We start from the raw sequence: 17071 nt of genomic DNA on the forward strand, positions 1-17071 counted from the left end.
CCGAAACGGTCCGGAACATCCGTTGGAGCCATACTCCTGATCATCAGGGACTTTCAAGGTGCCGCCCATCAAGGCGTATCGCCGACGATGCGCCGGTGTACGCCGTCCAGGCTCTCGGTGAGCGCCTCGAACACGTTTCGCGCCGTGAGTTCGCGAAGAACCTGTTCGTTGATGCCGCCGCGCGTCGCATAGTCCTGCGCCAGATGCATGAAGTCGGCATCCGGCGACATATCAGGAGCGCTTCCCAAGGCTTTGAAAAGCGATGCGATGTAATCGCGCCCCTTTCCTTCCTCGACGCCATTCTTCTTGAGCCAGCTGTTGATCGTATCGAGATATCTGAAGTAGCTGGCATAGGTCGCGGTGACCACGCTCAGCGCATTGAATTCGGCTGGGTTCTCGACCTCGATCACTTTCCCCAGACTGCCGAACAAGGCAGCGACAGTGGCATCCGGCGGGCAGATGATCGTTGCCCCCAGCCGGTGGGCAATCATCGGCATGGGCAGCGCTTTCGTCACCTGGTGCGCGGGTGCGGTCAAGCCGGCAATCTCCTCGCGCGGCAGCGTGGCGATCAAGCTGATGAGGTGATGCTCGCGCCGAAACCGCAAACCCGGCAGGACGTCATGCGCAATTTGCGGCCGGACAGCCAGCATGACTAGGTCGCATTGATCGAGAACCGCCTGATTGTCATCAGCGATACACACATCCGGATAACGGGCTGCCAGCTCTGCGGCGATCTCTTCATTGCGCGGCGACAGCAGCACGGAGACGGAGTTATCCGCGACGGATTTGAGCCCGCTGACAATGGCCGCTGTAAGGGCACCCGTGCCGATGAAGCCAAGTTTCATCGCGCCTGTCTCTGGTTCATCGGTCACAGCGGCGCATGCTCGAGCCGTACCTGATAGCTCAGCACGCGCTTTTCACCGGGCGCGATCAGCATCACGCCCGGCTTGTCCGCGAACTCGCCATCGAAATCCACGGGGCTGGCAAGCCCGTGCCAGGGTTCGATACACAGGAACGGAGCGCCGCCCGGCTTCGACCAGATGCCCAATTCCTTGAAACCCTGCCACGACATCTCGATCGCCGCACCGTTCGCGGCGGCATAGCGCACGCTGGTGCTGGCCGGCCGGTCGAGGATCACGGCGTCTGCCTCGAACAGCTGTTCGGAAAGCGCCAGCGTTTTGCCTTCGATGGGCGTCGGCCGCGGTGCAGCCAGCACCAGGCCATCCTTCAGCCGGCGGATCGGCGCCGGCTCGTCCTGGGCAAAGGTCAGGTGGTAGTCGGTCTTGGCGAGCCCCGGCTGCAATGGCCAATTGAAAGCCGGATGTGCACCGATGGAGGCTGGCAGCGTCTCGTCGCCGGTGTTGGCAATCTCGAAGCTCACACCAAGTTCGCGACGCTCGAGCGTATAGGTGATGGCAAGGCGAAAGGCGAACGGATAGCGCGTGCGTGTATCGGCATCGTCGGTCAACACCAGCGTGCAGGATCGGGGGCTCGCGTCAGCCCACACAAACGGCTTGTCGCGCGCAAATCCGTGCTGCGTCAGGGGATAGACCTGGCCCCCATGGCGGAGCTGGTCGCCCTTCAGCCGGCCGACGATCGGAAACAGCACCGGCGAATGCCGCCGCCATTCCGGCCCGGCCTGCCACAAAAACTCCAGACCCTCGGCATTGCGCAAGGAGACGAGCTCGGCCCCCTGCCCGACAATGGTTGCCGAGATGCCGTCGCCGTGAAGCGTCACTTGTTCCATGCGTTCTCGCGGAAAGCTGCGTGCGAGCGGCAGGTTAGCAAAAGCCCGCATGGACTCAAGGGCGCAGCGACATCGCGCTGATAGCGGAGCGATGTCTCCACGGCAAAACGACAGTGGCCGGAGATTCTCCTCCGGCCACTGCGAGATCGAGATTGTTGTCCTGCTACGGTTCGACTATTCGCGCTCGCCGGTGAAATTCAGCAACAGCTGGAAGATGTTGACGAAGTTCAGGTACAGCGACAGCGCGCCGAAGACGGCGAGCTTCTGCTGCGATTCCGCGTCGAAATTCTCCGCATACTGTTCCTTGATCGTCTGCGTGTCCCAGGCGGTCAGGCCGATAAAGACGGCAATGCCGACCACCGAGATGGCGAACTGCAGCGCGGTCGAGCCAAGGAAGATGTTGACGACGCTGGCGATCACCACGCCGATCAGGCCCATGATCAGGAAGGACGAGAACTGGGTCAGGTCGCGCTTGGTCGTGTAGCCGTAGAGGCTGGTGGCGCCGAACATGGTGGCGGTGATGAAGAAGGTGCGCGCGATGCTGGTGCCGGTAAAGACCAGGAACACCGAAGCCAGCGACAGGCCCATCACCGCGCAGAAGGCCCAGAACATCGCCTGGGCACTCGCCGCCGACATCGTCTGCATCTTGAACGAGAACAGCAGCACGAAGGCGAGCGGCGCCAGCATTACCACCCATTTCAGCGGGCTGGAAAAGATCGGCACGTAGAGGGCCGGCGTCGAAGCGACCACCATGGCGACGATGCCGGTGACGACGAGGCCGATGCCCATGTAGTTATAGACACGCAGCATGTGGCTGCGCAGGCCCTCGTCATAGACGGTGCCGGCGCGCGCGCCAGTGCCCATGCGGTATCCGAGGTCAGGGGTATTCATGCGGGTTCTCCTTATGTGGTCTCAGTAAAGCGTCTGGATCAGTAAAGTGTCTTGGCAAGCGTCTCGGCGGCGCGGTCGAGGTCGTGGACATCGCTGCGCGCGACGACCGCGTACGCGACCTCGCCGATCTGGAAATAGGCAGAGGAGATGTCGCCGGAGGGCGCGATGGCAGGCTTGACCACGTCGAAGGTTCCGGGCCGGATCGCAAACAGCGAGACCAGCCCCATATCCTTCGTCTCCAGCGCCACCTCGACGCTCGGCCCGAAGCGCGACGGATAGATCTGCACGTCGCGGACCTTCCAGTCCTTGGGCAGCGATGGCATGACGATTGCGGTGGCGGCGCGGATTTCGTCGCCATTGTAGTTGGGCGCCTCCAGCTGCGAGGGCATCGCCTCGCGCATGAGCGTCGTCTTGTGCGCCCGGATCGCTTCTTCGACATAGGCGGGCGGCGGCGGCGAAGCCACGACCTTGGTCACCAGCAGCGGCCCGAAGAGGCCGTTCGCCAGCCAGCCGGCAGCGACAAAGACGGCGACCGCGGCCGCCCGCTGCAGCACGGCGAAGACGCGGCGACTGGCCAGTCCCCTGCCCAGCCGGCGCGCGACTTCAGTCGTCGCCGGCCGCGCCATTCCTGTGGAAGCAGCCAGCGCCAGGCGCAGTTCGTCGCGCGTCCTCAAGTCGGACATCACCCGCGCCGCAGCCTCCGGACGAACCGAGAGGAACGCCTCGACCTCGATGCGGCGCGCGACATCCAGCTGGTCGTCGACATAAGAATCGAGATCGGTATCGGTCACCGGGTCCCGCAACAGGTCGGTCATGACGGGTCTCCCACGATCCTCAGATGGCTTTTGGCCGGCGAAGGTGCAGCGTTTTCCATCTCGCGCAGTGCTGCGCGCGCCCTGCCGATGCGCGACATCAGCGTGCCCAGCGGCACCCCGCTGGCGTCGGCGGCCTGCTGGTAGGAAAGGCCCTCGATGGCGACCAGATGCAGCGCCGAACGCTGCTCCTCCGGCAGACTGAAAAAGGCCTCGCGCACCTGCGCCAGTCGCACGGAATGTTCCTGAGGCGCCGGCGTGCTGGCATCGGTGAGATAGCCGGCCTGCTCGACACGTGCTGCTTCCGACCGGCGCGAGCGCATCTTGTCAATGAAAGCGTTGTGGACGATCGACAGCAACCATGCCCGCAGATTGCCGCCCGAGCGGAATGTGTCGCGCCGCTCGTAGGCGCGCACCAGCGCATCGTGCACCAGATCCTCGGCGTCAGTGCCGTCGCGCGTCAGCGAGCGTGCGTAGCGCCTGAGCGAACCCAGCTGTCCGACAATATCGAAGCGTGGCATCGACCGTTTCATGCCCCGTTTACGAAACAGGCGGGGATCTTAATCCATCGCCACCAAAACTTTTTTGCGTCGCCACAATAGACATCATGCAATCAGAAGTCCGCTGCGCACTTACCCATCTCCCGTGCGGCAGATGTTTGCTTTATGGATGAAGTCTAGCCTTATCCGTCTGTCCCAGGAGCAAAAGATGGCCAATGGTAGTCGTGTAACGGGTTTTGCAGCGTTGCCGATCGTCGGCAGGGTGTTCATCATCTTTGGCATTGTCGGACTGATCGCTTCCGGCGTGCTGGCCATCGTCGAGATGTACGGCCCTCGTACCGCTTCGGCGACAGGCAGGATTGTCGCCGCCGAATACAATCCCCGCATCGAGTTCTCGACCGCCGACGGCACCGTCATCCGCTTCAACAATGCCGTCCACAGCTCGTTCTGGGGTGATGGCGACAGCGTCCCTGTCGCTTACGACCCAACCAATCCGCAAAATGCCTCCGTCGACAGCTTCGCCGGACGCTGGTTCCTTGCCGGGCTGGCCGGCATGCTCGGCGGTTTCTCCCTGCTGACCGGCATCGGTCTCGCCGTGATTGGACGGGTGCTTATCCGGCGGATTGGAATGAACCCGTCGCCATAGCCGCCGACCCCTGCCGTACAGACAAAGCTTGGCGTAACGGTCCAGTACGCTAGCGGACTGGCGCAGATGGAAGCACTGGCGAAACGCGGCCGCTTTGCGTATTACTCCGCCGCCATTGGAGCCGTATTGATGTTCGAGACCCTGCAACCTGCCCCGGCTGACAAGATCATCGCCTTGATCGGCCTCTATCGCGCCGATCCGCGCCCCGGCAAGATCGATCTCGGCGTCGGCGTCTACAAGGACCGCGACGGCAGGACGCCGGTCATGCGCGCCCTGCGCGAGGCCGAGAAGCGGTTGCTGCAGGACCAGGACACCAAGACCTATCTCGGCCTTGCCGGCGACACCGGCTTCAACACGGCGATGGTCAAGCTGGCCTTCGGCCCCGCTGCCGACATGACGCGCATCCGCGCCGCGCAAGCGCCTGGCGGTTCCGGCGCGCTGCGGCTGGTGGCGGAGCTGTTGAAGCGGACCCGCCCCGACGCAACCGTCTGGCTGTCGGACCCGACATGGCCGAACCACCCGCCGGTGATGCGCGGGGCCGGCCTCAAGGTGCGCGATTATCCCTATTTCGATGCCGTTTCCGGCGCGGTGCGCTTCGACGAGATGCTGGCAACGCTTGGCGCAGCCGAGCCCGGCGATATCGTGCTGATGCATGGCTGCTGCCATAACCCGACCGGCGCCAATCTCGATATTGCGCAATGGGCCAGCGTCACCGATCTTGTCGTCGAGCGCGGGCTGTTGCCCTTTGTCGACATTGCCTATCAGGGCTTTGGCGAAGGCCTGGACGCCGATGCGGCCGGCTTGCGCCTTCTCGCGGGCAAGGTGCCTGAAATGGTCGTTGCCTCGAGCTGCTCGAAGAACTTTGCCGTCTACCGCGACCGCGTCGGCGCGGCGATGATCCTGGCGAAGGATGGTGCGCAAGCCGATGTGGCGATGAGCCAGATGCTGGCGGCGGCGCGCGCCATGTATTCGATGCCGCCGGACCATGGCGCCGCCGCCGTGCGCATGGTGCTGGAAGATGATGGCCTTCGCGCCGACTGGGAGGCGGAGCTGGAGGAGATGCGGCTGCGCATGCTGAGGCTGCGCGTCCAGTACGCCGACGCGCTGCGCCGGCAGTCCAACTCCGACCGCTTCGACTTCATCGCCAGCCATCGCGGCATGTTTTCCAGGCTTGGCCTGACCGAGGCGCAAGTCGAGCGGCTGCGTGCCGAGTATGGCGTCTACATGGTCGGCGACAGCCGCATCAACGTCGCCGGCCTGCCCGAGGACGGCATGGATGACCTCGCCAAGGCGGTTGTGTCGGTACTCGGCTGAAGCTCGCTGTGGACAATCTCCCCTCTCCGGCTGACGCCGTTGGCCGCACGACAGGCAGCGGGATAGCATTCGCCGCATGAAACCTTCGCGCGACATTTCCCGGCTGATCGAGATCATGGCGGCGCTCAGGGCGCCGAAGACCGGTTGTCCCTGGGACATCGAGCAGGATTTCTCGACCATCGCGCCCTATACGATCGAGGAAGCCTATGAGGTGGGCGACGCCATTGCGCGCGGCGATCTCGACGATCTGCGCGACGAATTAGGCGATCTCCTGCTGCAGGTCGTCTACCACGCGCAGATGGCTGAGGAAGCCGGCGATTTTGCCTTCGGTGATGTGGTCGAGGCCATCACCACCAAGATGATCCGCCGCCATCCGCATGTCTTCGGCGACGAGAAGGCGCGCAGCGCCGGCATGGCAAAGGGCATGTGGGAAAAGATCAAGGCTGAGGAAAAAGCCGAAAAGCGAAGTGCGCGCCTCGCCCGCGGCCTCGACCCCGAAGACCATGGCAAGGGTTTCCTGGACAGCGTGCCCGTCGCCCTGCCCGCTTTGACGCGGGCACTGAAGCTGCAGGAAAAGGCAGCGCGTGTCGGTTTCGACTGGAGCGAGGCAGCACCCATCCTCGACAAGATCGAGGAAGAGATCGGCGAATTGCGCGAGGCACTGGCTAAGGGCGAAACGGCTGAGATCAAGGACGAATTCGGCGACATGCTGTTTGCCGTCGTCAATCTGGGCCGTCACCTCAAGCTCGATTCGGAAGCGGCGCTCAGCGGCACCAACGAAAAGTTCCGCTCGCGCTTCCACTATGTCGAGCGCGCGATCGATGCATCGGGAAGCACGCTCGAAAAAGCCACGCTGGACGAGATGGAAGCGCTCTGGCAGCAAGCCAAGAGCGCGAAATAATCAGGCTTACTGCCTGTTTTTGCGGTGCAATCGGCTTTCGATCTCATGCCGCGCGCTGTGCGTGGCCTTGAGTGCGATGGTCGCGCTGCCATCCTCATTGTCTACCCGCGAAACCACGTCGCCATTGCGGTAGAGCCAGTCGACAAGGCCGAACTGCGCCGGTTCGATCGTCACCGTCAATTCCTCCAGTTCGCCCGACATCCTGGTCTCGATCAGCGCCTTCAGCGCATCGATGCCTTCGCCGGTGACGGCCGAGATGGCGATCGGCGGCGCCTTGTTGGCGTCAGTGCCGTCGGCGAGCAGGCGCTCCCGGTTGCCGTCGTCGAGAAGGTCGACTTTGTTCCACACTTCGACGACGCGCTTGGCATCGCCGGCATCGACGCCGAGATCGGCGAGAATGCGCTCGACGTCCTCGGCTTGCGCTGCGGTATCCGGATCCGAGATATCGCGCAGGTGGATGACCAGATCGGCCTCGACGACCTCTTCCAGTGTGGCCCGGAAGGCGGCGACCAGATGCGTCGGCAGGTCCGAAATGAAGCCGACTGTGTCCGACAGGATGATCGGCGTGCCGTGCGGCAGGCGCACGCGGCGCAGCGTCGGGTCGAGCGTTGCAAACAGCATGTCTTCGGCCAGCACGTCGGCCCCGGTCAGCCGGTTGAACAGCGTCGACTTTCCGGCATTGGTGTAGCCGACGATCCCCACCACCGGGAACGGCACCTTCTTGCGCTTGGCGCGGTGCAGGTCGCGGGTGCGGCGCACCGTTTCCAGCTCATGCTTGAGCTTGATGATTTTTTCCTGCAGCTGCCGCCGGTCCGACTCGATCTGGGTTTCGCCGGGGCCGCCGAGGAAGCCGGCGCCGCCGCGCTGGCGTTCAAGGTGGGTCCAGCTCCGCACCAGGCGGCCCTTCTGGTAGTTGAGATGGGCAAGTTCGACCTGCAGCGTGCCCTCCTTGGTCCGCGCGCGCTCGCCAAAAATCTCCAGGATCAATCCGGTGCGGTCGAGCACCTTGGCATTCATTTCTTTTTCGAGATTGCGCTGCTGCACCGGCGTCAGCGGATGGTCGACGATGACCACCTCCGCGTGACCCTCTTTGACGATCTCGGCGAATTCCGCGACCTTGCCGCTGCCGAGCAAGGTTGCCGGGCGTGGATCGTTGACGGTGACCACCGCCGTGTGGATCAGATCCAGGTTGATGGCGCGGGCAAGGCCGACCGCTTCGTCGTGGCGCGCATCCGCCGAACGCGTCAGCCGTGGACGGTTCGTTTCGTCATCGTTGCGCTGATGCCGGGTAAGCACCGGCACGATGACAACCGCCCGGGTCGGACCTGTGGCTTCCGTCCCGGAATTATGTGCTGGTTTCCCGCGGACGCCGCGGTCCGCGTCTTTTTCACGTGCCAATCAGGCGCCCTGGCTTTCCTCGCCATCGAACATCTGAACCGGCTGGCTCGGCATGATCGTGGAAATGGCATGCTTGTAGACGAGCTGGGAGTGGCCGTCACGGCGCAGCAAAACACAAAAATTGTCGAAGGAAGTGACCACGCCGGTCAGCTTGACGCCGTTGATGAGAAAGATGGTGAGTGGATTTTTGCTCTTGCGAACAGAATTCAGGAACAGGTCCTGAAGGTTTTGCGATCGTTCCGCCATTGTTCTTGTCTTTCGCCGATCCCCTTCGGTTTGCAGGCTAATGCGCCAAATTAGCGGGCACATGTCAAGCTTGCAAACACCCCCTTGCCGTCAGTAACGACAAGCAGAACGAGATATATTGATGTGCAGTCCGTCTGTGCGGTTATCAGGCTGGACTTTTTTCCGCAACGTCAAAAAAGGCTTGCCGCAATGAAAGTGTTATCGAACCGGGGTGCCCATTGGCGACCGCGGCACCGTCGATTGCCACGACCGGCATGGCGATTGTCGTTGCCGAACTGATGAAAGCTTCTCGCGCCGCCTTGGCTTCAGTGACTGAAAACCCGCGCTCCTCGATCGTCAACCCGAGCTTTGCCGCCACTTCGAACATGGTCGTGCGGGTGATGCCGCGCAGGATGCCATGCTCCGCCGGCCGGGTGACCAGAACGCCGTCCCTTGTAACGATCCAGGCGTTGGACGAGCCGCCCTCCTTGACGTTGCCATCGGTGTCGACGAACCAGGCTTCCTGGGCGCCGGCCTCCTTGGCCTTCTGCTTGGCCAGCACGTTGGGCAGCAGGCCGGTGCTCTTGATGTCGACCCGGTCCCAACGGTTTTCCGGCACGGTGATGACCTTGATGCCCGCCTCGGCTCGCTTGGCGGCCGCCACCGGGTCGGCCTTTCTGGCCGTAATCACCAGCGATGACGGTGTATCGGCCGGGAAAACGAAGTCGCGGCTGGCAACACCGCGCGTAACCTGGACATAGACCAGGCCGTTGACGACGTGGTTGCGCCGGACGATTTCGCGCAGAAGAAGCGGCAGCACGCCCTTGGTGACCGGCCAGTTGATCGACAATTCGCTAAGCGAGCGGTTCAGCCGGGCAAGATGGCGCGGCATGTCGACGACAAAGCCCTGCGCCACCTCGCAGACCTCGTAGACGCCGTCGGCGAACTGATAGCCGCGATCCTCGATATGCACGGCAGCGTCGGCATGGGCGACATAGCGCCCGTTCACATAGGCAATGCGCGGCATGGGTTATCCCTCAGAACAGTCTCGCTATTTCTAGGCGATTCCGCCGCTGCCGTAACCGGCAATTGCACGGGCCACGGCCCGCTGGACCAACAACAATGGGGATCAGACCCCCAGCGACTTCAGTTTCCGGTGCAGCGCCGAGCGCTCCATGCCAATGAATTCCGCCGTCTTCGAGATGTTGCCGCCGAAACGGTTGATCTGGGCGATCAGATAGTCCTTCTCGAACTGTTCGCGCGCCTCGCGCAGCGGCAGCGCCATGATGTGCTGGTCGGACTGGTTCGGCGTGCGCGGCATGACATCGCCGATCTCCGACGGCAACAGGTCGGCGGTGATCGGCGCATCGATATCGTCGCCACGCGCCAGGATCATCAGCCGTTCGACATTGTTGCGCAGCTGGCGGACATTGCCCGGCCAGTTGTGCGCCTGCAGCACGGCAAGCGCATCGTCGCCGATGCGGCGCGGCTTGATACCGGCCTGGCGCGCGATCTGCTTCATGAAATTGTCGACGAGGTAGGGAATGTCCTCGCGTCGCTCGGCCAGTCCCGGCACCATGACCGGAACCACCGCCAGGCGGTGATAGAGGTCTTCGCGAAAACGGCCGTCGGCGATCATCGCCTCCAGGTTCTGCGAGGTCGAGGAGATGATGCGGACGTCGACCTTGACCCGCTTGGTGCCGCCGACCCGCTCGAACTGCTGTTCGACCAGCACGCGCAAAATCTTGTTCTGCGTCTCGCGCGGCATGTCGGCCACTTCGTCGATGTAGAGAATGCCGCGGTGCGCCTCTTCAAGCGCGCCGACCTTGCGCTCGGTGCCGTTCGATTCGGTGCCGAACAGCTCGATCTCCATGCGCTCGGGCGTGATGTTGGCCGCGCTCAGCGTCACGAACGGCGCGCCCTTGCGCGTCGACAGCGTGTGGATGGCGCGCGCGGCGAGCTCCTTGCCCGAACCGGACGGACCGATGATCATGACGCGGCTGTTGGTCGGCGCAACGCGCTCGATGGTCTGGCGCAGCTGGCTCATCGCCGACGACATGCCGATCAAGTCGAAAGTTTCGCCGCTGCGCTGCTTGAGGTCGGACACCTCGCGCCGTAATTTCGAGGTTTCGAGCGCCCGCTCGGCGATCAGGATCAGCCTGTCGGCCTTGAACGGCTTCTCGATGAAATCATAGGCGCCGCGGCGGATGGCCGACACCGCTGTCTCGATATTGCCGTGGCCGGAGATCATCACCACCGGCAGGCTCGGATGCATCGTCTTGATCTCGTCGAGCAGCGCCAGCCCGTCGAGGCGCGAGCCCTGCAACCAGATGTCGAGGAAAATCAGCCGCGGCGCCCGGTCGGCGATTGCCGCGAGCGCGCTGTCGGCATCGAATGCCGTGCGGGTTTCATGCCCTTCGTCGCTCAATATGCCCGCGACGAGTTCACGGATGTCTTCCTCGTCATCGACGATGAGAATATCAGACGCCATTACCGACCTTTTCAGTTTCTCGTTCGTGTTCCGTTTCGCCTTGACCGCGTGGCGGCGCGGTTGCGGCAGCTGGCGGCAGGATGATCGAGATCATCGCGCCGCGTCCACCGTGGAAATCCGCGGGCGCATCGTGCAATTCGAGCCGCCCGCCATGGTCCTCCACGATCTTCTTGACGATGGCGAGACCGAGCCCGGTGCCCTTCTCGCGCGTCGTCATGTAGGGCTCGAGCAGCCTTTGGCGGTTCTCGCGCGGCAAGCCTTTGCCATTGTCGATGACGTCGATTCTGATCGCGCCATTCTGCCGGGCAGCTTGAATCCGGATTATGCCGTGCGAACCGTCCTTTTGTTCCAGCCCGTCAATCGCCTCGGCCGCGTTCTTGATGACGTTGCCGAAAGCCTGCGCCATCAATCGGCTATCGAACGTGCCCTTGAGCGGCTCGTTGCCGAACACGCGTTCGAAAGCAATGTCGGCGCGGCTGACTTCGACCAGGAACGACGCCTCGCGCAGCGATTCACGCAGATCGATGGCTTTCATCTCGGGCTTGGGCATGCGGGCGAAAGCCGAGAACTCGTCGACCATGCGGCCGATATCCTCGACCTGCCGGATGATCGTGTCGGTGCACTGGTCGAAAATCTCGCGGTCCTCGGTGATGACCTTGCCGAAGCGTCGCTTGATGCGCTCGGCCGAGAGCTGGATCGGCGTCAGCGGGTTCTTGATTTCATGTGCGATACGCCGCGCCACATCCGCCCAGGCCGACGAGCGCTGTGCCTGGACCAGATCGGTGATGTCGTCGACAGTCACGACGTAGGATTTCTCCTCCTCGCCGTCGTCGCCGGCCTCGATGGTGATCTGCACGTTGAAGGTACGCTCGGCGCCGGTGCGATAGAAGGTGACCTGCTCGCGATAGACCGGCTTGCCGGATTTGCGGCCGATCTCGAAGACACGGCCGACATGCGGTAGCACGGCGGACAGGTTCTGCCCCAGCGCCGCCGTGGCCGATATGGCCAGCATCGTTTCGGCCGATTTGTTGACGATGGAGACGATGCCGTAGGGATCGACGCCGATGACGCCGGCGGTGACGCCGGCCAGCACCGCTTCCGAGAAACGACGCCGTTCGTCGATCAAATCCTTGGCCGACAGGATCTCGTTGCGCTGCGATTTAAGCTCCAGCAGCATCTTGTTGAACGTATCGCCAAGCGAGGCGACATCGCCGTCGGAAGGCCGTACCGGCACGGCGACATCGAGATTGCCGGTCGCAACCTCGTCAGCCGCGCCGATGAGCTGACGGATGGGCCGCACCAGACGGTCGGCCACCGCTATGCCGGTCCAGATGGCCGACAGGATGATGATCAGCGTCAGCGACAGATAGGGCAGCGCGAACGCCACCTGCGACGTCCGCCTGTTGTCTTCCAGGCCGCGATATTCGGCGGTGTTGGACTGGACGATCGCCCTCGCCTTGATCACTTCGGGGTCGACCAGGCGATTGGTGTAGAGGTAGAGGCCTTCGATCTCCCGCAGCTTGATGATGGCGCCCATGATGTTGCGCGTCTTCGGCTCGATCAGCACCGGCTTGCCGTCGGCCGCACTTGCCACCGCGCCCTCAGGCGGTGCCGGCATGGCGAAGTCCGCATCGGTCTGGGCACTCACGACAAAGGAGCCGTCTTCCCTGACCAGCGCCGCATGCACCAGGCTTCTGCCGACGGCTTCCTTGTTCATCAGGTCGAGAAAGCCGGTTCGATCGAGGCCGTAAAGCGTGCGCGACGCATCGAGATCGTAGGCCATCGACAGCGTCGTGCCCTGAAGATTGCGAGCGTTTTCCTGCACATAGGCGTCGGCGATCGACAGCGACGAGTTGACGATCGCCTTGGTGCGGATCTCGAACCAGCGGTCGAGGCCGATATCGAGCGTGATCGAGGCGATGATGGCCACCATGATGGCTGGGATGGCCGCGACCAGCGCAAACATCGTCACGATGCGCACATGCAGCCGCGACGCCGCCTTGCCGTGCCGGCGCGCCATGGTGATGCGATGCACCTCGCGGCCGACGAGGGCAATCAGCGCCAGCACAAATAAGGCATTGGCCGCAATCAGCGTCAGCGTTGTGTTTGCGTCTGGCGTGATCGGCGTGGCGCCGACAAGAATCGCAAACGAGATTGCCGCCGTAACCAGCGCGCCGGCAATTGCCACAACGCCAGGCAACGCAAGCAGCCGCCGTCCATCCCTCTGGCCGGATCTGCTGAAAAGCGGTTCGTTTGATGTCAGAGCTTGCGAAGCCATGTCGCCGTCTAAGAGCCAGTGATTGCGTTGGATGTATGCAACGCATTGTGGCGATTATGCAACAAGTGTGGCCGTGACGGAAATCTTTCGGCCGCCGATCCCCTGAAAAGGGGATGACCTCGCGTCACTTCGGGCAGCAGGCGCTCATGGTCTCGACGATTTGTAGACGTTGACGCCCAGCTCGCGAATCTTCTTGCGCAACGTGTTGCGATTCAAGCCGAGCAATTCGGCCGCCTTGATCTGGTTGCCGCGCGTTGCCGTCATGGAAGCGAGCACCAGCGGATATTCGACCTCCGACAAGATGCGTTGATAGAGACCTGCCGGCGGCAAATCACCGGCGAAAGAGGCGAAATAGCGCTGCAGGAAGTGCTCCACCGCCTGGCCGATGGACAGATCGTCCGGGATCAAATTGCCGCCGCCGGGAACGACCGGCCTTTCGCCTGTCTTCAGTTCGGCTTCGATGATTTCGGCTGATATTTCGTCCTGCGAATAGAGCGCCGCAAGCCGGCGCACCAGGTTTTCCAGCTCGCGCACGTTTCCCGGCCACGGATAGCGCTTCATCAATTCGATGCCGCCGGTCGAAATGCGCTTGGTCTGCAAGCCTTCGCTGGCGCCGATCTTGAAGAAATGCCGCACCAGATCGGGAATGTCTTCCGACCTCTCACGCAAACCCGGCAGCCGAAGCGGCACGACGTTCAGGCGATAGAACAGATCCTCGCGGAAAAGCCCCTGGTTGATCAGCGTGCGCAGATCCTTGTTGGTGGCGGCGACGATGCGCACATCGGTCTTGATCGGCGTGCGCCCGCCGACCGTGGTGTATTCGCCCTGCTGCAGCACGCGCAGCAGCCGCGTCTGCGCCTCCATCGGCATGTCGCCGATCTCGTCGAGGAACAGCGTGCCGCCCTCGGCCTGCTCGAAGCGGCCTGTCGAGCGGTTCTGTGCGCCGGTGAAGGCACCCTTCTCATGACCGAACAGTTCCGATTCGATGAGGTCGCGCGGGATTGCCGCCATGTTGATGGCGACGAACGGACCGCCTCGGCGGCGGCCATATTCGTGCAGCGCGCGCGCCACCAATTCCTTGCCGGTGCCGGACTCGCCCGAGATCATCACCGTCAGGTCGGTCTGCATCATGCGCGCCAGCATGCGGTAGATGTCCTGCATGGCGGCCGAGCGGCCGACCAGCGGCATCGCGTCAGGCTGTTCTTCCGGTCGCGTATCGATCTTCGGTCGGCGCGGCTCTGACAGCGCCCGGTTGACGATGTTGAGCAGCTCGGTCAGGTCGAACGGCTTCGGCAGATATTCATAAGCACCTGTTTCGGAAGCACGAATCGCCGTCATGAAAGTGTTTTGCGCGCTCATCACGATGACCGGCAGCTCCGGCCGGGCCTTCTTAATGCGGGGCAGCATGTCGAAGGCGTTCTCGTCCGGCATGACAACGTCGGTGATCACCAGATCGCCCTCGCCCGCCGCCACCCAGCGCCACAGCGTCGAGGCGTTGGAGGTCACGCGCACCTCATGGCCGACGCGCGACAGCGCCTGATTGAGCACGGTGCGGATGGCCGCATCGTCGTCGGCGACGAGAATATTGCCGCGAACCGTCATTTGCGGTCTCCTTCGCCTTCATCATCGGCAGTGTCGATGGGTGTTTCTTTCCAGGCCGGCATCAGGATTCGGAAGGTGGTGCCGCGCGGCGTCGAATCGCATTCGATGATGCCGCCATGCTCGCCGACGATTTTCGCCACCAGCGCCAGGCCGAGCCCCGAGCCGTTCGGCTTGGTGGTGATGAACGGATCGAACAGGATCGGCAGAATGTCTTCCGAAACGCCGGACCCATTGTCGCGCACGCAGAATTCAAGCGGTAGCGACACGCGGTCCTGGGTTCCGGGAACGGAAACGCGGATGCCCGGCCTGAACGCGGTCGACAGCACGATCTCGCCCTGCGGGTCGCCGCCGATCGCCTCGGCAGCGTTCTTGACCAGGTTGAGAAACACCTGGATCAGTTGGTCGCGGTTGGCGAAAACCGGAGGCAATGATGGATCATAGTCCTCCAATATCCTGATTCTCTTGGCAAAACCGTTCTTCGCGATTGCCTTCACATGATCCAGCACGATATGGATGTTGACAGGATAGCGGTCAATCGGCCGCTCGTCGGAAAACACTTCCATGCGGTCGACGAGGGAGACTATGCGATCAGTCTCGTCAGTGATGAGGCGGGTCAGCGCGCGATCCTCGTCGGACGCCGAGAGTTCGAGCAGCTGTGCGGCGCCACGAATGCCGGACAGCGGGTTCTTGATCTCATGCGCCAGCATGGCGGCAAGGCCGGTGACCGAACGCGCGGCACCCCTGTGTGTCATCTGCCGGTCGATCTTGTCGGCCATCGAGCGTTCCTGGAACATCACCACGATCGAGCCTGGGAATTCCGGCACCGGCGCGACATAGAGATCGACAACCTTCTCGATGCCGAGACGCGGCGACGACACGTCGACACGGTATTCGTTGACCGGCGCACGGCGCTCGCGCACCTGGTCGACCAGCTGCAGCAACGGGCTGCCGAACGGGATCAGCTTGGAGAGTGTGTTGCGGGCAAGCATGTTGGCACTTGAGCGGAAGAAGTCTTCCGCATCGGCATTGGCATAGGTGATGAACCCGTCCGGATCGACCATGATGACGGGACGGCGGATGGTGTTCAGCACTATACTGGCGGCATCCGCCATGTCGGAGCTCGGTGTGACGGTGGCGTTCATGCGGCGCTCCGCAAGGGCGTGGCTTCGCCGGAAAACACCTCATGCAGCAAGGCAATGACGCGGGCGGGTTCGAAAGAGGTGAGGATGGCTTTCCGCCGCTCATCGGAAACGCCAGCAGCGTGGCGGTCGAGATACCAGCCGAGATGCTTGCGCGCCTGGCGCAAGCCACTTTCGACGCCGTAAAGCGTCAGCATGTCCTCGTAGTGGGAAACGATGTAGTCGGCCATGGCTTGCGGGCTTTCCGGCACGCCCGAGAGCGCGTCGCCCGCAGCCGTCGCCGCAATGCGGCCCGCCGTCCATGGCGCGCCATAATGGGCACGACCGATCATCACCGCGTCGGCGCCCGACTGTTCAAGGATTTCGGCGGCCTCCGCGGGCGAGCCCACATCGCCATTGGCGACGACCGGGATCGAGACGGCGTCCTTGATGCGGGCGATGGCGCCCCAATCGGCCTTGCCTTGATAAAACTGGCAGCGCGTGCGCCCATGCACGGTCACCATTTTAACACCGGCCTCTTCGGCGCGGCGCGCCAAAACGGGTGCATTGAGCGCATTGTCGTCCCAGCCGAGCCGCATCTTGACCGTGACCGGCACCTGGACCGCGCCGATCACCGCTTCGATCAGCGACAGCGCGTGGTCGAGATCGCGCATCAGCGCCGAGCCGGCATAGCCGCCGGTCACCTTCTTGGCCGGGCAGCCCATATTGATGTCGATGATGTCGGCGCCCTCGCCGGCAGCGATGCGCGCGCCCTCGGCCATGTGCTCGGCCTCGCGGCCGGCAAGCTGAACCATATGGACGGGCAGCCCGGAATGACGGATGCGCAGGTCGCAGCCGGCCCTGCCCTTGGCAAGCTCGCCGCTCGCCACCATTTCCGACACGACCAGGCCCGCGCCATGCGCGTAGGCGCGCTGCCGGAACGGCTCGTCCGTTATTCCCGACATCGGCGCGAGGAAGACGCGGTTGCGGATCGTCACGCCGCCAACGTCGAGCGGCGAAGCCAATTTTGTCACTTCAGGCATGCACAAAAACCAAGCATATCGGATTGCTGCACATTCTCTAGCCATAAGAAAGGCATTGTGCAACGCGCAATGACGTCACATTGCGGCGCATTTGGGAAAATGCTG

Annotated in this window: 16 protein-coding genes; 3 read left to right on the forward strand and 13 right to left on the reverse strand. The window is 63.1% G+C overall.

Annotated elements, in window-relative coordinates; genetic code table 11:
- Window positions 1-68: 68 nt before the first annotated feature.
- The 5 genes from X730_RS160535 to X730_RS160515 form a co-directional block, all read right to left on the reverse strand.
- Entirely contained in the window at window positions 69-845 is a 777-nt protein-coding gene (locus tag X730_RS160535) for a pyrroline-5-carboxylate reductase (protein WP_023734024.1), read from the reverse strand.
- Window positions 846-868: 23 nt separating this feature from the next.
- On the reverse strand, window positions 869-1747 hold the full coding sequence (locus X730_RS160530) for an aldose 1-epimerase family protein (protein WP_023825573.1): 879 nt from the start codon (window positions 1745-1747) through the stop codon (window positions 869-871).
- 174 nt (window positions 1748-1921) lie between these two features.
- Window positions 1922-2638 (reverse strand): Bax inhibitor-1/YccA family protein, encoded by a 717-nt coding sequence (locus X730_RS160525; RefSeq protein ID WP_023825574.1) that lies wholly within the window; start codon window positions 2636-2638, stop codon window positions 1922-1924.
- Window positions 2639-2676: 38 nt separating this feature from the next.
- Window positions 2677-3453, reverse strand: a complete 777-nt coding sequence (locus X730_RS160520; RefSeq protein WP_023696103.1) for an anti-sigma factor — start codon at window positions 3451-3453, stop codon at window positions 2677-2679.
- Window positions 3450-3971 carry a sigma-70 family RNA polymerase sigma factor gene (locus X730_RS160515; protein ID WP_023728022.1) on the reverse strand — a complete coding sequence of 174 codons (522 nt, stop codon included), beginning with the start codon at window positions 3969-3971 and terminating at the stop codon, window positions 3450-3452. Before X730_RS160515 ends, X730_RS160520 begins: the two co-directional genes overlap by 4 nt.
- 187 nt (window positions 3972-4158) lie before the next feature.
- Between X730_RS160515 and X730_RS160510 the strand changes: the two genes are divergently transcribed.
- The 3 genes from X730_RS160510 (at window position 4159) to mazG (ending at window position 6811) form a co-directional block, all read left to right on the forward strand.
- Complete coding sequence (locus X730_RS160510; RefSeq protein WP_023706554.1) at window positions 4159-4596, forward strand: DUF3592 domain-containing protein; 438 nt, start codon at window positions 4159-4161, stop codon at window positions 4594-4596.
- A 129-nt stretch (window positions 4597-4725) separates the two neighbouring features.
- Window positions 4726-5910, forward strand: a complete 1185-nt coding sequence (locus X730_RS160505; RefSeq protein WP_023825575.1) for an amino acid aminotransferase — start codon at window positions 4726-4728, stop codon at window positions 5908-5910.
- A 76-nt stretch (window positions 5911-5986) separates the two neighbouring features.
- Window positions 5987-6811: a nucleoside triphosphate pyrophosphohydrolase gene (mazG, locus tag X730_RS160500; protein ID WP_023825576.1), complete on the forward strand. Its 825-nt coding sequence runs from the start codon at window positions 5987-5989 to the stop codon at window positions 6809-6811.
- A gap of 6 nt (window positions 6812-6817) precedes the next feature.
- Here the strand turns inward: mazG and hflX are convergent, their stop codons facing one another.
- The 8 genes from hflX to dusB all read right to left on the reverse strand — a co-directional run bounded on the left by hflX (window position 6818) and on the right by dusB (window position 16966).
- A complete protein-coding gene (gene hflX / locus X730_RS160495; protein ID WP_023825577.1) occupies window positions 6818-8209 on the reverse strand; it encodes a GTPase HflX in 1392 nt (463 codons plus the stop codon).
- Window positions 8210-8455, reverse strand: a complete 246-nt coding sequence (gene hfq / locus X730_RS160490) for an RNA chaperone Hfq (protein WP_006202172.1) — start codon at window positions 8453-8455, stop codon at window positions 8210-8212.
- A gap of 145 nt (window positions 8456-8600) precedes the next feature.
- Entirely contained in the window at window positions 8601-9461 is an 861-nt protein-coding gene (locus X730_RS160485) for a D-amino-acid transaminase (RefSeq protein ID WP_023682546.1), read from the reverse strand.
- A 102-nt stretch (window positions 9462-9563) separates the two neighbouring features.
- The gene (locus X730_RS160480; RefSeq protein WP_023668929.1) at window positions 9564-10925 is read right to left on the reverse strand and encodes a sigma-54 dependent transcriptional regulator; all 1362 of its coding nucleotides are present in this window, start codon (window positions 10923-10925) and stop codon (window positions 9564-9566) included.
- The gene (locus tag X730_RS160475; RefSeq protein WP_023706551.1) at window positions 10915-13203 is read right to left on the reverse strand and encodes a PAS domain-containing sensor histidine kinase; all 2289 of its coding nucleotides are present in this window, start codon (window positions 13201-13203) and stop codon (window positions 10915-10917) included. Before X730_RS160475 ends, X730_RS160480 begins: the two co-directional genes overlap by 11 nt.
- 144 nt (window positions 13204-13347) lie before the next feature.
- Entirely contained in the window at window positions 13348-14805 is a 1458-nt protein-coding gene (gene ntrC / locus X730_RS160470) for a nitrogen regulation protein NR(I) (protein ID WP_023701735.1), read from the reverse strand.
- Window positions 14802-15947, reverse strand: coding sequence for a nitrogen regulation protein NR(II) (locus X730_RS160465; RefSeq protein WP_023825578.1), 1146 nt, complete (start codon window positions 15945-15947; stop codon window positions 14802-14804). Before X730_RS160465 ends, ntrC begins: the two co-directional genes overlap by 4 nt.
- The gene (gene dusB, locus X730_RS160460; RefSeq protein WP_023825579.1) at window positions 15944-16966 is read right to left on the reverse strand and encodes a tRNA dihydrouridine synthase DusB; all 1023 of its coding nucleotides are present in this window, start codon (window positions 16964-16966) and stop codon (window positions 15944-15946) included. The genes X730_RS160465 and dusB overlap by 4 nt, the downstream gene beginning before the upstream one ends.
- Between the last annotated feature and the right edge of the window lie 105 nt (window positions 16967-17071).

The sequence above is a fragment of the Mesorhizobium sp. L103C131B0 genome, from assembly GCF_000502275.1.
Lineage (GTDB): Bacteria > Pseudomonadota > Alphaproteobacteria > Rhizobiales > Rhizobiaceae > Mesorhizobium.

Coding starts and splice junctions, on each gene's coding strand:
- X730_RS160535 (WP_023734024.1), bottom strand. CDS start 845: ATGAAACTTGGCTTCATCGGCACGGGTGCCCTTACAGCGGCCATTGTC.
- X730_RS160530 (WP_023825573.1), bottom strand. CDS start 1,747: ATGGAACAAGTGACGCTTCACGGCGACGGCATCTCGGCAACCATTGTC.
- X730_RS160525 (WP_023825574.1), bottom strand. CDS start 2,638: ATGAATACCCCTGACCTCGGATACCGCATGGGCACTGGCGCGCGCGCC.
- X730_RS160520 (WP_023696103.1), bottom strand. CDS start 3,453: ATGACCGACCTGTTGCGGGACCCGGTGACCGATACCGATCTCGATTCT.
- X730_RS160515 (WP_023728022.1), bottom strand. CDS start 3,971: ATGCCACGCTTCGATATTGTCGGACAGCTGGGTTCGCTCAGGCGCTAC.
- X730_RS160510 (WP_023706554.1), top strand. CDS start 4,159: ATGGCCAATGGTAGTCGTGTAACGGGTTTTGCAGCGTTGCCGATCGTC.
- X730_RS160505 (WP_023825575.1), top strand. CDS start 4,726: ATGTTCGAGACCCTGCAACCTGCCCCGGCTGACAAGATCATCGCCTTG.
- mazG (WP_023825576.1), top strand. CDS start 5,987: ATGAAACCTTCGCGCGACATTTCCCGGCTGATCGAGATCATGGCGGCG.
- hfq (WP_006202172.1), bottom strand. CDS start 8,455: ATGGCGGAACGATCGCAAAACCTTCAGGACCTGTTCCTGAATTCTGTT.
- X730_RS160485 (WP_023682546.1), bottom strand. CDS start 9,461: ATGCCGCGCATTGCCTATGTGAACGGGCGCTATGTCGCCCATGCCGAC.
- X730_RS160480 (WP_023668929.1), bottom strand. CDS start 10,925: ATGGCGTCTGATATTCTCATCGTCGATGACGAGGAAGACATCCGTGAA.
- X730_RS160475 (WP_023706551.1), bottom strand. CDS start 13,203: ATGGCTTCGCAAGCTCTGACATCAAACGAACCGCTTTTCAGCAGATCC.
- ntrC (WP_023701735.1), bottom strand. CDS start 14,805: ATGACGGTTCGCGGCAATATTCTCGTCGCCGACGACGATGCGGCCATC.
- X730_RS160465 (WP_023825578.1), bottom strand. CDS start 15,947: ATGAACGCCACCGTCACACCGAGCTCCGACATGGCGGATGCCGCCAGT.
- dusB (WP_023825579.1), bottom strand. CDS start 16,966: ATGCCTGAAGTGACAAAATTGGCTTCGCCGCTCGACGTTGGCGGCGTG.